The 13,696-nt window shown below is 49.3% G+C and carries 14 protein-coding genes; 2 read left to right on the forward strand and 12 right to left on the reverse strand.

Annotated features, from left to right (window positions below; genetic code table 11):
• Window positions 1–3 precede the first annotated feature (3 nt).
• A complete protein-coding gene (locus Q0986_RS02680; protein WP_299403298.1) occupies window positions 4–1,020 on the reverse strand; it encodes a glutathione S-transferase family protein in 1,017 nt (338 codons plus the stop codon).
• Between the two features lie 309 nt (window positions 1,021–1,329).
• Between Q0986_RS02680 and Q0986_RS02685 the strand changes: the two genes are divergently transcribed.
• Entirely contained in the window at window positions 1,330–1,698 is a 369-nt protein-coding gene (locus Q0986_RS02685; protein ID WP_299403301.1) for a phage holin family protein, read from the forward strand.
• Between the two features lie 47 nt (window positions 1,699–1,745).
• On the opposite strand, the gene Q0986_RS02690 is transcribed toward Q0986_RS02685, so the two are convergent.
• The 6 genes from Q0986_RS02690 to tnpA form a co-directional block, all read right to left on the reverse strand.
• Window positions 1,746–2,036 carry a hypothetical protein gene (locus tag Q0986_RS02690; RefSeq protein WP_299403303.1) on the reverse strand — a complete coding sequence of 97 codons (291 nt, stop codon included), beginning with the start codon at window positions 2,034–2,036 and terminating at the stop codon, window positions 1,746–1,748.
• 257 nt (window positions 2,037–2,293) lie between these two features.
• Window positions 2,294–2,782 (reverse strand): 2TM domain-containing protein, encoded by a 489-nt coding sequence (locus tag Q0986_RS02695; protein ID WP_299403305.1) that lies wholly within the window; start codon window positions 2,780–2,782, stop codon window positions 2,294–2,296.
• 239 nt (window positions 2,783–3,021) lie between these two features.
• Window positions 3,022–3,633: a Uma2 family endonuclease gene (locus Q0986_RS02700; RefSeq protein ID WP_299403307.1), complete on the reverse strand. Its 612-nt coding sequence runs from the start codon at window positions 3,631–3,633 to the stop codon at window positions 3,022–3,024.
• 86 nt (window positions 3,634–3,719) lie between these two features.
• A complete protein-coding gene (locus tag Q0986_RS02705; protein WP_299403309.1) occupies window positions 3,720–5,042 on the reverse strand; it encodes a homoserine dehydrogenase in 1,323 nt (440 codons plus the stop codon).
• Window positions 5,043–5,095: 53 nt separating this feature from the next.
• Window positions 5,096–5,380 (reverse strand): DUF4291 family protein, encoded by a 285-nt coding sequence (locus Q0986_RS02710; RefSeq protein ID WP_366918497.1) that lies wholly within the window; start codon window positions 5,378–5,380, stop codon window positions 5,096–5,098.
• A gap of 77 nt (window positions 5,381–5,457) precedes the next feature.
• Window positions 5,458–5,907, reverse strand: coding sequence for an IS200/IS605 family transposase (gene tnpA / locus Q0986_RS02715; protein ID WP_299403312.1), 450 nt, complete (start codon window positions 5,905–5,907; stop codon window positions 5,458–5,460).
• 39 nt (window positions 5,908–5,946) lie between these two features.
• Here tnpA and Q0986_RS02720 point away from each other — a divergent pair, with 39 nt between their 5' ends.
• A complete protein-coding gene (locus Q0986_RS02720; protein WP_299403314.1) occupies window positions 5,947–7,224 on the forward strand; it encodes a transposase in 1,278 nt (425 codons plus the stop codon).
• A gap of 207 nt (window positions 7,225–7,431) precedes the next feature.
• Here Q0986_RS02720 and Q0986_RS02725 read toward each other — a convergent pair whose 3' ends face one another.
• The 5 genes from Q0986_RS02725 to Q0986_RS02745 form a co-directional block, all read right to left on the reverse strand.
• Complete coding sequence (locus Q0986_RS02725; RefSeq protein ID WP_299403316.1) at window positions 7,432–8,652, reverse strand: glycosyltransferase family 4 protein; 1,221 nt, start codon at window positions 8,650–8,652, stop codon at window positions 7,432–7,434.
• A 240-nt stretch (window positions 8,653–8,892) separates the two neighbouring features.
• A complete protein-coding gene (gene acnB / locus Q0986_RS02730; RefSeq protein WP_299403438.1) occupies window positions 8,893–11,493 on the reverse strand; it encodes a bifunctional aconitate hydratase 2/2-methylisocitrate dehydratase in 2,601 nt (866 codons plus the stop codon).
• Between the two features lie 177 nt (window positions 11,494–11,670).
• Window positions 11,671–12,336, reverse strand: coding sequence for a hypothetical protein (locus Q0986_RS02735; RefSeq protein WP_299403318.1), 666 nt, complete (start codon window positions 12,334–12,336; stop codon window positions 11,671–11,673).
• A gap of 31 nt (window positions 12,337–12,367) precedes the next feature.
• Window positions 12,368–13,054 carry a hypothetical protein gene (locus Q0986_RS02740; protein WP_299403320.1) on the reverse strand — a complete coding sequence of 229 codons (687 nt, stop codon included), beginning with the start codon at window positions 13,052–13,054 and terminating at the stop codon, window positions 12,368–12,370.
• A 79-nt stretch (window positions 13,055–13,133) separates the two neighbouring features.
• Complete coding sequence (locus tag Q0986_RS02745) at window positions 13,134–13,682, reverse strand: gluconokinase, GntK/IdnK-type (RefSeq protein WP_299403323.1); 549 nt, start codon at window positions 13,680–13,682, stop codon at window positions 13,134–13,136.
• Window positions 13,683–13,696 lie beyond the last annotated feature (14 nt).

Here is a 13,696-nt window from a genome sequence, read left to right on the forward strand (position 1 = left end):
GCTTTAACCCTGGACCACTGGGGATGCCTGACCGAGCTGATCGCGCTGGTGGGGTGTTGATAAGCTGGTGATATCAGGACCTGTTGGAATAATACCGCCCGGATTCAAGGGAAACAGGAACCCATAATAGCTTTGCTTGACGGCCTCTAGATTGCAGGTCTCTGCCACCCCTGGCAGCTGGTATAAATCCCTTAAATAGGGGCCTAAGTGCTGGTAGTCTTGAATTCGGCGACGATTGCACTTAAAGAGTCCGTAATAGACCACATCAAATCGAAATAATGTGGGAAAGAGGCGGACATCTGCCAGGGTCAGGGTATCACCACAGAGATAGCGGTGATCAGCTAAGACTGCATCTAGCTCGTCCAACACTTGGAATAGTTCATGACAGGCTTGGTCATAGGCGGCTTGCGTTTGGGCAAAGCCACACCGATATACGCCATTGTTAACCGCATGATAAATTTTGTCGTTCCACGGATCGATTGTGGATTGCAGCGCTGGGGGATACAGATCGAGGTCGGGCTGTTCGGCCAATTGATTAAAGGCCGTATTGAGAATAATAATAATTTCGGAACTTTCATTGTTCACAATCTTGCGAGTTTGCGTATCCCATAAGACTGGAACGGTGCAGCGACCATCATAACCGGGTTGGGCCAGCCGATAGAGATCCTCCAGACTGTTGCAGCCTTGATGTTCTGCTTCGAAAACCCACCCGCCTGCCGTGGCTGAAGGCTGAACGACGACGACATCAATCACTGCTTGTAGCCCTTTGAGGGCGCGGACCACTAGCGTGCGGTGAGCCCAGGGACAGCCTAAGCCAACATAGAGTCGATATCGCTGAGCTACAGGAGGAAAGGGAGAATCCGCCGTATCCTCGATGGTGTAACGAAACTGGCTATCTGGACGGACATAAGCGCCTGCTTTGCTGCGAGGTGCCATATTCGACATCATCAGATTCCACATAGTGGTCCAGACAAACTTACCGAGTCCAATGATGGCCTTAGGTGGAAGTGATTTACCCATAGCAAAGATCTCCTGAGATGGGACGATTCGTCATTTTTCTGAGATTGCGGAGTTAGAAGAACGGGATCTATTCTCAAACTCTAACCCACCCAGTTACATACTCAGTTGGAGCATCCATAAGGAAAATACAAGGGCGATCAGCAGACTATTCAGAAGGTTAATCACAGTTACCAGAAAGGTGAAATGATCTTGAGGTTCAAATTAATCCATCGATTTGTCTTTTAAGCTGAGGTTAGTCTCGCTATTACAGATTTTTTCCCACGCCAATGGGAATCGCGATAGTAACAACTTAGCCCAAAGGATAAAGCCATGCGTGGACTATTTTTAACCTTACTGGCAACGGCGTTAAGCCTATTAGTGGTTGATCTGGTGTTCCCAGGGGTCGATTTGCCGAGTTTTCCGGTTGCTTTAGCAGCGGCCATTGCGATCTGTTTCGTCAATGCCATTGTCAAGCCTGTACTGACGGTTCTGTCGTTTCCCTTAACTGTGTTGTCCTTAGGGGGATTTTTATTGGTTCTGAATGGAATCTGCTTTTGGTTGGCCTCGACCTTTGTGCCTGGGTTTCAAGTGAGCGGTCCACTGGCATTCTTGTTTGGTCCCATTTTGCTCTCCGTCGTCAATACCTTTTTGAATCAGTATTTGATGCAGCCACAGTTGGTGGATGGAGGGCCTTCATAATTTGCTGACTCAACCCCGTTGATGGGGGCAAGCCACCCAGATCCCTTTTAGCCTGCGATCAGGTCACGGGTTAATACTTCTAGAGGAGGGTGGATGGCAACTTTTACTTTTAGGGGGCAGCAAAGTTCTTCGCGAGATTGAGCTAATTCGCGAATCAGGAGGAGCCGAGAGCGGATATAAGCTGTGGCATTGGCTTCCTCGTTGACGGGAAGAACATTGCGATCTCTGAGATTTGTCACTAACACCTGGACCAGCTGTTTGTCATTGAGCTGGGTCAGAAGATCGGTCTGGGTCGTTTCGATAACGTCCCAAACATGGCGGAGAAGGTTGGAATTCATCACAATCACCTTAGGTGAATGTTTTGCAAAAAAACAGTTTGTTGTCGCTGGTTTTAATATTTTCTTTATATTTGAGCTTTCCCAATTCTACGCCGATCACTTCACGACCCACCAGTAGATAGGCTACAAAACATATAAATTAACTTACATAACATATAAGTTCATCTGAAATCGCTAGGATGGCGACTTTCCGTGCTTTGTTGTAGCGAAAATAACAATTTCCCAAGCATTAAGGTCAAAGTTGAGTGAAGGCAAAGCTAGACACTCAACAACCGTCCTAGCCAAGTGTCCACTTTCTGCTGGAGTTGATGCTTCCGCTCCCATCGCCGGAAGGCCTGTTCGTAGGCTTCATCTCCGGTGTGATAAACGTTCCAGGCATTGAGTCCCAATCGTAATCCCCATAGCAGCGCAATGTAAAAAGACCAGGGGAAAGAGAACCCCATCAGGGCATTGAGGAGGATCAGGCTAGAATTTGCGATCGCATATCGTCCTGCTTTTTTCCGTAAATTAGCGCGACGGTATTGGTTAAAGCTTTGGCGTTTGACCAGTTCACCCGCTTGCGTTTTAATACTTTGGGCGGCTTGTTCTAGCGTGTGTTGGGGAATGCCTAGCTCTTCCGCAATTTCTAAAAGTTGAGTATGAGAAAATTCACCGTCATAGTCTTGCTGTGCGATCGCAAGATTTAAAATTTGCTGAACTTGTTCTTGGCTATAGGTCGATGCGGCTGTTGCAGAGTCAGAAGCCATTCCTTTTATATCCAATACCTAACTTCCATTATGCCAAACGAACAAGAGCATCCAACCCCATCCTGGATGTCAATCTCCCTAATGCCTGATGGTTTTACCGTGATCGACTTGATCGTCCAGTGAGGCTGTAAGTCCCATCAACGCTGTATTCCTGCACAGATAAGACAGTTGGGTGGGATTAAAATTCACAGGTACGGGAATTTCTGCACTCGTAGTGGCGCTGGATTTTAAAGATGGGGCTACCAAATTTTTGCCATTTTCAACATAAATCCAGGCAGCTCTGGTTCACAATTGACGATTTCTGGATGTTCTAAAACGACCGGATCAGTCTCGGGACGGTAAATATAAACCTGCTGATTTTGACGGTCGATCAGAAGCCCCAAGCGAACACCATTAGCAATATACTCCTTCATCTTGTTTTGCAGACTGACTAAGGAATCGCTAGCCGAACGCAGTTCCACAACAAAATCAGGGGCAATCGGTGCAAAGGAAGCTTGTTCTTCGGGTGATAGTGCCTGCCAGCGATCGGCCTGAATCCAAGCGGTATCGGGCGAGAGGGTAGCTCCATGGGGCAAGGTAAAGTCAGCACTGGAGTCAAACACTTCTCCAGTATCGTTTTCATCCGCCCAGTTGCCCACTTGCTGTGAAATTTTGAGGTTGCGGTTTCCCGTATCTGAAAAGGCTGGCGGCATAACGGTCACTTCCCCATTCGCACTGCGTTCGATGCGTAAATCAGGATTGGTCCGGCAAAATTCATAGAATTGCTCGGAACTCATTTGCCGTGCCAACATCAGTGCCGATAGATCGATCGGCAGTGTTATGGTCTCGGATTTAACAAAAAGGCTTGTCATGGGACTCTTGACTTGGCAGGGAAAGCATCCGCTCTTTCAATTGTATCCAAGGCTGTAATGAACGCCTCGTCAAGGATACTGTGACGTTATAAAACCCGAAGTAGACTAGGGATCGAGTCGATCGCCGCCATCTGACGGATTTCGTCTAATGCTTGGCGAAAATTACCTTCTTGCACATCATGAGTCACCACAACAATCTCGGCTAAGCCTGCTTTCACATCTGTTTGGACGACAGATTCTAGACTGACACCATGATGGCCAAACACGGTGCCTAATTTACCAATCACACCGGGATGATCCTTAGTGAGGAACCGAGCATAGAAGCGAGTCACCAGATCCGTCATCGGGGCAATATTGCAGGAGTGCGGATGAGAATAGGTTAATAGGGGATGGATACGAGAAGTTTCTGGATCGTTAGCCACAATGCCTGTTTTCAACAAGGCGGCAATATTAATTAAGTCCGCAACGACCGCGCTAGCCGTAGGCCCTGCGCCAGCACCTGGCCCTAAAAACATCACCTGTCCTAACGGATCAGCTTCAATCAACAGGGCATTAAAAACGTCATTGACGCTAGCCAGTGGATGGTCTAGGGGGACGAAGGTAGGGTGTACTCGCACCTCCAATTGAGGTGGGGGGAGTTCCGCTGTGGTGGTGGGAACTTTTGCGATCGCAAGCAGTTTGATCACAAATCCCAGATTTTTAGCGTAGTTAATATCGGCTGCACTGATCTGACGGATCCCTTCTCGATGGACTTGCTCTAGATCAATCTGTCCACCAAAGGCAAGGGATGCCAAAATGGCAATTTTATCGCCTGCATCCAAACCCTCCACATCGGCGGTGGGATCCGCTTCGGCATAGCCCAGAGCTTGGGCTTCAGCCAGCACATCAGCAAAAGCGGCCCCTGACTGCTGCATCTTGGTGAGAATATAGTTGGTGGTGCCATTGAGAATGCCAATTAAGGTATGGATCCGGTTGGCTCCTAGGGATTCCTTCAGAGGTTGAATGACCGGAATACCACCTGCTACAGCTGCCTCGATCATGACGTAAACGCCTGCTTGGGTCGCGGCTTTAAAGATTTCTTCGCCATAGCGAGCAATAACCGCTTTGTTGGCAGTGACCACATGCTTGCCCTGAGCAATGGCATCGAGAATCAGGGATCGAGCCGGTTCTAGGCCGCCAATCACTTCAACCACCATATCGATGGTGGGATCGTTGATGATGGCGTTGAGATCCGTGGTGAGTACCTCAGCCGGTACATTGAGGCTGCGCGCTTTATCTAGAGACCGCACCCCAACTTTGGCAATTTCAATCTCTTGCAAGAGGGGATGACGGCCTTCAGGACTCGCAAAGATTTCCCCCACGCCTGTGCCTACGGTTCCTAATCCAAGTAAGCCAATTTTGAAACCCACGGTTATGCCCCATCTCGATCACAAACCTTATTGTGACATTCCAATTCAAGTCTTCAACAAGATGTAGGGAAAATTTGTGGGACTTGCAACTTGTCAGCGGTTTCCCGATCCTCAACCGGATAGGGGGATTCTGCAGACGTTCGGAGGGCTTCATAGTGACCAGACACCACATGCTGCCGCTGTTCTGCCACGAAATCTGAAATATCTTCAATATCAATAATCCACTCTTGAGCATACTGACGAATGGCTTCTCCCCGTAGGCCCAATTGAATCGCCCGTCGCTCTAGCTTATGGACGGCTGGATGATGGTCTGGGTCCCCCTGCACCAGGACACCCAGAACTGAATCGCGACTATCCCCGTCTTCAGCGAAGCAAGGCGGTGCAGGATAGCGGTAAGTCGTGAGGCTAGCTGCCTCTAAGGCTTACGATCTTTTTTCACCGCTGAACCGCTGCCTCTAGAGTGCTCTTGAATATATTTTTCTAGCACCTCAATCGGTGCCCCACCACTGGAAGCATAGTAAGACTGATCCCCCCATAACCCCTTATTCCAGTTTTTGAAATATTCCCTCAGTTGTTTTTCAAATTCCTTTCTCAGCGTCCGACTAATGGCGCTTTTAACACTTCCAAATACTTTGCCAGGGGCAACGGATGGATGCATATCTACTAGTAGATGAATGTGGTCTGGTTCTCCATCACACTCCAACAAATGACACTCTTTCGAGAGTAGTACGCTAGCAGCGATGTCTTGCGCTCTATCAATCATCTTTGGCGTTAGGCATTGACGGCGGTAGGCGGTGACGAAATAAGTATGCAGGACAATTGAGTAAACGCTATGTGATCTTTTTCTGTATATACATTTTGCCATACTTAATTAATATGCAGGACATTTAGATATAATCGAATTATGCTAACACGCCGCACCACCTTTAGGCTTTACCCCACACCTGCTCAAGAGCGACAGCTTTTTGAATGGCGTCGGTTGCATGCCTACTTGTACAATGCGGCATTGGCAGAGCGGCGTGACATGTATAAGCGCTGGGGGATTAGCGTTGATTATTTCGCTCAACAAAACTGTTTGCCTGCGTTTAAGAAGCAGTGGCCTGAATTCAAAGCATTAGGGTCTCATGCATTGCAAGCCACTCTAAAGCGGGTAGACATGGCCTTTCAAGGTTTTTTTAAAGAGCTTAGAGGGCATCCCAGGTTCAAGTCTTTTCGTCATTATTCGGGTTGGACTTACCCTTGTAAACAAAGTTGGAAGGCACAGACAGACGGCAAACATGGGCACCTGAAGCTCACAAATCTGGGAACGATCAGGATGAGAGGTCAGGTTAGGACCTGGGGGGAGCCAACCACTTGCACTATTGTGTATCGGCAGGGTAAATGGTATGCCTCGATTACTGTCAAATGTGTTCCCGTTCGTTCAACTCAACCAGGGGCTGTGGGCATTGACTTGGGCTGCAAGGAAGCGATCACCTTATCGACGGGTGAGCAGATCCCTAAGCCAGAGTTCATTGCTGCGGGAGAGCGGTTGGTTAAGCGCCTATCAAAAGCGTTACGGCGTAAGCGCTCTCCTAATCGTAAGGCAGGAATTAAACCTTCTAAACGATGGATTGCTGCCCAACGCCGTAAATCAAAAGCACAGCAAAAAGTCACACGCCAAAGACACGATTGGCTGCATCAAATCACCAGCAAGATAGTGAGCAGTAATAGCCTAATTGCAGGAGAGCAGTTAAATGTGTCTGGCATGACTCGCAAATCTAAGAGAGGCAGGCGCAAGAAACAGAAGGCTGGGCTTAATCGGTCTATCCTTTCTGTGGGATTTGCAACTATCGGTAGCCTGTTGGCTTATAAGTCGGCTGAGGCGGGAGGATTTTATTTGGAGTCCCCCACTCGCACACTCAAGCCCACTCAACGCTGTGCAAAGTGCTGGGAGTTGACGCCTAAGACGCTCAGCGACCGGGTACATCAATGCTCTAATCCAAAGTGTGGACATATTGAGGATAGAGATGTTAATGCGGCTCAGGTTAATCTGATTTGGGCCAGGGGGCAGGAATTGACCTCTTTAGACGCGGAGTCGCCAAGCTCTACTGACTGCGGAAGCATGAGGCAACTTGGGGCGAAGAAGCGTGCAAAATCTCAAACTAAGCAGGACGGAAACCCCGTTCCTCTTAGGGCGGGGTAGTTCATTCACTCGTCCCTGCTGAGGCCAGCGCGCTTTTTGGTGGAGGTAAGGTTCGGTACGCAAGGACATCATAGACGAGCCAATTAACTGAGGAGATGAATTCAAGTTTGTACTGCATTGTAGTACACCTAGGCAGGTTGTCCACTGTCCATCTGCCTGATTCGATGCAGACTCACTCAGCTAAAAACTCATTAATCCAGTGATGGGTTAAACGGTAAATTCTTCAGTTACGTCGGCTAAAAGTTGATGGAGTGTGTTACCCAAGTTTTTGTAATCATGATGTTCTTCAACATAGGACCTGCCGTTTTGGCCCATAAGATTACGCTCTTCCAGAGACATTGAAGCCAGCTGCTTCACGGCATGAGCCATGGCTTTGGGATCTTCTGGCGATATCGATAGACCTGCCTGTACGTCAGCAACTGGATTATTACGAGCATTGCAGGCATAAACAATGGGTCGAAAGGAGGCTAGATAATCAAATAGTTTGTTAGGGCTAATGCCATATTTAAATACGTCTACTTTCAGCAGATGAAAAATAAGTGCATCTGTGTTCATCAGTAGCTGAGGGACATGAGATTTAGGAACCCTCTCTTGAATAAAAACATTGTCCAAATGGAGTTGTTGCACCTTGTTTTTAAGGCGTTCTTTTTCAGGACCATCGCCAATCAGATACCAATTGACCGCTGTGTCCTGCTTGAGAAGCAAAGCAGCTGCAAGCAATGTTTCTAAGTTGTTGGCTGGTCCAAACGATCCTAGATACATCACTTTAAAAGCCTCGCCTGTTTCTTGCTGTGGCGGTGTGACATTTATAAAGCCATCTAAATCAATGCCATTGGGTATATATTGAATCTTTTCCTTTGGAATACCTAAGTTGCAAATATATTCATGCCCATAAGGTAATAAAACAATAGTTCTTTGGGCTGTTTTATATAAATAATTTTCTATTTTATAAAAGATGACACTGAGTGGATGCCTTTTGCTCAGCACCTTCATGTCGATTAAGGTTTGAGGCCAAAAATCTCGTACTTCAAAGCAGAATGGAATACCATATTGCCTTGCAATCCTTTCGCCCGCAAGAGCAGCAAAAGGGTGAACCGATGAGCCAATCACAATATCGGGGATAAATAAATTTTGCCTTTTAAAGGCTTGGACAGCATTCCAGGCAAATGTCAGGATATTGAGTAATCTGCCTATGCCATTCCCTGTGTAGTTGTAGGAAGATAAAATTAAGTACTTTACAGATTCTTCTTCAAAAATAGATGGCGTTTTAGGAGGCGTATAAGATTCATCAATATAGGGATGATTAGAAGAGGCTAGAATCAATACCTCATGGCCATGATTGACTAATTGCTGGGCAAGAATATGGTGACGGCCACTGATGCCAAGGGATGGAGGGCTCGCATAATGATTGACAATCAGTACTTTCATTCTATGAATCAGTTTATGGTTTTAAGAGGGCGAATATATACTTGTTTTTTATGTTGATGCACTAAAGTTTAGGCCAAATCTTTCCGCTTTAATCAGTTAAAGCATATCTTTAATCAGAGCATCGACTGGGACCTCTTTCGCCGTGGATTGAGCATGCCAATACAGCACCTTGTCCAGCGCAAGGCCGCAATCGTTCATCCTTCAATGCATTCTCAAAGAGATAGCCTGATCTGTGATCTCTCAGCTGACAGGCATGCCTAAAATATCTTCAATTTTAGGTAACTCCTCCAAAGGAATCACGCGACCCTCATCAATAAAGCCATCAATCTGATCAAAATTGAGATAGCGGTAGAGATCCGCCGCAAAGGGATCAATCTTCTTGGCGACGATGTCCTGGTATTCCTCTGGGGTGGGGATACGGCCGAGTAATGCACAAGCAGCAGCCAACTCTGCTGACCCTAGATAAACCTGCGCCCCTTTACCCATGCGGTTATTGAAATTACGGGTTGAAGTCGAGAACACCGTTACCCCATCTTCCACGCGGGCCTGATTTCCCATGCAGAGGGAACAGCCCGGCATCTCGGTGCGCGCCCCGGCTGCAGCAAAAATACCGTAGTAGCCCTCTTCTCGCAGTTGCTTCTCATCCATGCGGGTGGGGGGACAGATCCAGAGCCGTGCTTTTGTGGTTCCTGCTCCTTCCAAGACCTTAGCTGCGGCCCGGTAGTGACCAATATTGGTCATACAAGAACCAATAAACACCTCATGAATGGGGTCATTCACCACTTCAGACAGCGTTTTAATATTGTCTGGGTCGTTAGGCGCTGCCACCAAGGGTTCGCGAATCTCATTCAGGTTCACGTTCACCACTTCGGCATACTCGGCATCGGCATCCGCTGACATCAGAGTCGGATTGGCCAGCCATGCTTCCATCTTGGCCACCCGGCGCAGAATCGTCCGGGCATCCTGATAGCCACGGGCCGCCATATTCTTAAGCAGGGCAATATTAGAGCGTAGATACTCGGCCACCGTCTCTTCGCTGAGTTTAATGGTGCAGCCTGAGGCCGATCGCTCTGCCGATGCATCCGTTAATTCAAAGGCTTGCTCTAGTTTTAGATCCGGCAGCCCTTCCATCTCTAGGACTCTGCCAGAATAGATATTTTTCTTATTCTGTTTCTCGACAGTCAATAATCCCTTTTGGATAGCGACGTAGGGAATAGCATTGACGATATCTCGCAGGGTAATGCCAGGCTGTAGATCGCCAGTGAATTTAACCAAGACCGATTCCGGCATATCCAAGGGCATGGCCCCAATCGCCGCCGCAAAGGCCACCAAGCCCGAACCAGCAGGGAAGGAAATGCCTAAGGGAAAACGAGTGTGGGAATCGCCCCCTGTACCCACGGTATCCGGCAACAACATCCGGTTGAGCCAAGAGTGGATAATGCCATCTCCTGGGCGCAGAGCCACCCCACCCCGAGAGGCAAAGAAGTCGGGCAGATGGGTATGGGTATCAATATCAACGGGCTTGGGATAGGCCGCGGTATGGCAAAAGCTTTGCATCACTAGATCAGAACTAAAGCCGAGGCAAGCTAGCTCTTTCATCTCGTCACGGGTCATCGGCCCCGTGGTATCTTGTGACCCCACGGTGGTCATTAAGGGTTCACAGGACATGCCAGGGCGAACACCCGGAAGACCACAAGCCTTGCCCACCATCTTTTGGGCCAGGGTAAAGCCTTTACCGGAATCTGGTGGTGGAGTGGGTCGAGTAAAGACGTCGCTCGGCTCCATTCCTAGCTCGATACGAATTTTGTCTGTCAAGGACCGGCCAATCAGTAGGGGGATCCGGCCTCCCGCCTGGACTTCATCGGTAATGGTTTCGGGCTTGAGGGTAAAGGTCGTGAGGACGGTGCCTGCCTCATCTGTGATTTCGCCTTTGTAGGGATGGATGGTAACCACCATCCCAGTGTCTAAGCCAGAGACATCACATTCAATCGGCAAGGCGCCTGAATCTTCCGCTGTGTTGAAGAAAATAGGTGCAATATTGCTCCCTAAAACGTAGCCGCCAGCTCGCTTGTTGGGAACAAAGGGAATATCATCGCCAATATGCCAGAGAACCGAGTTAATCGCTGATTTTCGGGATGATCCGGTACCAACCACATCTCCTACATAAGCGACGGGATGACCTTTTTGCTTGAGTTGAGCCAAGGTCTCTAGCCCGTCTGGCATCCGAGTTTCTAGCATGGCCAAGGCATGCAGGGGAATATCGGGTCGTGTGGTGGCGTGGGGAGCTGGTGAGAGGTCGTCAGTATTTGTTTCGCCCGGTACTTTAAACACAGTAACGGTAATGGATTCGGGTAACTTGGGTTTGCTAGTAAACCATTCTGCTGCCACCCAGGAATCAACGACGGACTGGGCATAGGCATTGGTTTGGGCTAGCTCCATGACGTCGTGGTAGGCGTCGTAAACCAAGACTGTATGCTTGAGGGCCGTGGCGGCAGCGGTGGCGAGTTCAGCATTATCTGATTTGAGCAGGTCCACTAAAGACTGGACGTTATAACCGCCCATCATGGTGCCGAGGAGTTCAACCGCAGCGATGGGGGTGATGAGGGGACTGGTGGTTTCGTTGGTTGCGATCGCACTCAAAAACGAAGCCTTCACGTAGGCCGCCTGATCGACGCCAGGGGGGATGCGATCGCGCAGCAATGCCATCAACGCCTCTTCTTCCCCTGCCGGGGGAGACTTGAGCAGCTCACACAGATCGGCCGTCTGCTCAGCCGTCAACGGCAGCGGCGGAATGCCTAACGCAGCCCGTTCCTGAACATGTTGGCGGTAAGATGTCAGCATTTCCAAACCAGATCCCATGAAGCGTTCTCAATCAATAAAAGTACAGTTAATTCACTCAAAACCTGATGTACGAGCCTAGACATCTGAACAGATGAATAAACATCGAACACGGTTTAGCCGCATATCCAATATATCGTTGGATTGTCAGAGTCTACTGTGTAGCTTCATACTGCCAGGTCATTTCGTCCATTCCACATCAACCGACTGAATGCTATTGCGGTTATAGGCTGTGACGGTTGCCTCCACCTGTGAACCGCTCCAAGCAATCGACGTCATTCGATAGGTGTAGTTTGGTCCCAGTTGTTGTTTAGCTCGTTGCAAGGCTGCAACCGCATCAGCGCTGCTAAAGGCAAGGTAGATAAGAATGCTAACGATGACTGCCAGCCCAGCCCCTCCCACCCATGCACTAATAGGGGGCGCTGCGTTTATTCCAGAGGTCCTTAGGGCAGCCCGAATCTGTGGATGGCGGAGTTGACAGTAAAGCCACGGTAAATAGATGGCTAAAGCTCCGGTAAAGATCCACGAGACAGAATTCAAGATCGGGGACAGGCGTAATTGAGCCATCCATAGATCTGGATCCTGAAACACGACTATGCCGATGACGGTGGAGCAGACCCGGTACATCCAGTAAAACCCTGAGCACCGAGTGACCCAAATCGTAACCTTTAAGTTTCCCCTCAAAAGGAAGACACCAGCGATGATGCCCACACTCCCAAGACCGGATATTGAATTTACGCCGTTTTCACCTCGATAGATCAGCATCAAAATATCGAGTAGCCCATACAGTATCAGAGACCAGCCCGCGCGGTTCAATATGTTCCGATAGCTGTAAGTCTTCATCATTGATCAAGCGCTGATCACAGCCTGCTGATTCTCAGTCAGCGTTAGAAACCTGAGCGGGTTGAGCACTGGAAGGGGACTTCGCGGGGTTGTGGGCAATCACCCTTTGACCTAGCTCAGCCTGGCTGCCCCAGGGTTGCAGCGCTGAAGGCAGTTGCCATTGACCCCAGTCAAACCCATCTTGAATTGCCCAGGATAAATCCACCTGCTGAGGTACGTCCAAGGAATGGCTACAGGTAAGGTCTGCTTGGTAGGCTGCCACAATTTGGGGGTCTTGCTCCATTTCTGGGGATTGCAGGTAAAGGACGGCGCAGCGATATCGCTGATACCAGCCTGCGATCGCATGCTCTAACTTATCGGCAGTCGTGCGACAAACAATCGCTGCACTTCCCCACCACCAAGCAGCCACTAGCCATTGGTCTGGCTCCCCCGCTTCACTCTGAAACGCATGGATACTATTGACCAAAGTAGAAATATAAGGGCAGGCGGCAATCGCTGCGACATCACATTTCCAGATCGGAGCTGGGGGTTCATTTTCCGGGCGCTGCTCCCGCCAGACTTGCAGCAAAAATCCCAGTGGATCGGAGCCTTGGGCATAGACGGGCCAGTTTTGATGAACCAACCCCTCTGGATAATGCTGTTGGAGTGCTAATAGGGGAGATAAATGCTCAGGACTCAAAAGCGGAGCCAAAAGCTGCAGAGGTTGAGGCAAAGAATCCACGGGCATTGTCCTTTAGAAAGGGGTGAATGGAGGGGATGTCCCTCTCAGCAGTATCCCTGTTTACCCGACCTGCAATCAACTAGCGGTGCCACCAGGCTCGTTCCAACGGGGGATAGCGGTCAATGGCTTGCTGCCATATCTGGTCAACTATCTCTGCCGGAAGCAGCGTGGCATTAACAGTCAAGATGGCTTCTTCTACACCGATGGCTTCGAAGGCTTCGAGCTGACTGGCGAGGAGCTGAGCGGGCATATAGTGATGACATCGCTGGTTTAAGCGCTGACACAGGACGGATTCTGGCAGCTCTAACCCCACCAATTGAACGGGACCTAAAGCCCTTAAGCGCTGGCGATGCGCCCGTTTGAGGGCTGAACAGGTGATCACGATTTCGCGTTTTAGATGAATGGCTTGACGGATATCGGCTGCGATCGCATCCAACCACTGCTGTCGATCCCCTTCGGTCAGCGGTATATAAGCGGCCATTTTCTGGATATTGGCCCTAGGATGGCGGCGATCACCTTCCAAGAAATCACAGTCTAAACGGGCCGCTAGTAAACGTCCCACGGTGGTTTTTCCCGAGCCAGCCACCCCCATCATCACCCAGACGAGAGGAGACGCTGCTCTAGTCATGGTCTCAGACGAGA

The organism is Acaryochloris sp. IP29b_bin.148 (genome assembly GCF_028285565.1).
Lineage (GTDB): Bacteria > Cyanobacteriota > Cyanobacteriia > Thermosynechococcales > Thermosynechococcaceae > Acaryochloris.

What these genes read in the sequence shown, in the direction of transcription:
- Q0986_RS02680 (WP_299403298.1), bottom strand. Translation starts at nt 1,020, where the DNA reads ATGGGTAAATCACTTCCACCTAAGGCCATCATTGGACTCGGTAAGTTT.
- Q0986_RS02685 (WP_299403301.1), top strand. Translation starts at nt 1,330, where the DNA reads ATGCGTGGACTATTTTTAACCTTACTGGCAACGGCGTTAAGCCTATTA.
- Q0986_RS02690 (WP_299403303.1), bottom strand. Translation starts at nt 2,036, where the DNA reads ATGAATTCCAACCTTCTCCGCCATGTTTGGGACGTTATCGAAACGACC.
- Q0986_RS02695 (WP_299403305.1), bottom strand. Translation starts at nt 2,782, where the DNA reads ATGGCTTCTGACTCTGCAACAGCCGCATCGACCTATAGCCAAGAACAA.
- Q0986_RS02700 (WP_299403307.1), bottom strand. Translation starts at nt 3,633, where the DNA reads ATGACAAGCCTTTTTGTTAAATCCGAGACCATAACACTGCCGATCGAT.
- tnpA (WP_299403312.1), bottom strand. Translation starts at nt 5,907, where the DNA reads ATGGCAAAATGTATATACAGAAAAAGATCACATAGCGTTTACTCAATT.
- Q0986_RS02720 (WP_299403314.1), top strand. Translation starts at nt 5,947, where the DNA reads ATGCTAACACGCCGCACCACCTTTAGGCTTTACCCCACACCTGCTCAA.
- Q0986_RS02725 (WP_299403316.1), bottom strand. Translation starts at nt 8,652, where the DNA reads ATGAAAGTACTGATTGTCAATCATTATGCGAGCCCTCCATCCCTTGGC.
- acnB (WP_299403438.1), bottom strand. Translation starts at nt 11,493, where the DNA reads ATGCTGACATCTTACCGCCAACATGTTCAGGAACGGGCTGCGTTAGGC.
- Q0986_RS02735 (WP_299403318.1), bottom strand. Translation starts at nt 12,336, where the DNA reads ATGATGAAGACTTACAGCTATCGGAACATATTGAACCGCGCGGGCTGG.
- Q0986_RS02745 (WP_299403323.1), bottom strand. Translation starts at nt 13,682, where the DNA reads ATGACTAGAGCAGCGTCTCCTCTCGTCTGGGTGATGATGGGGGTGGCT.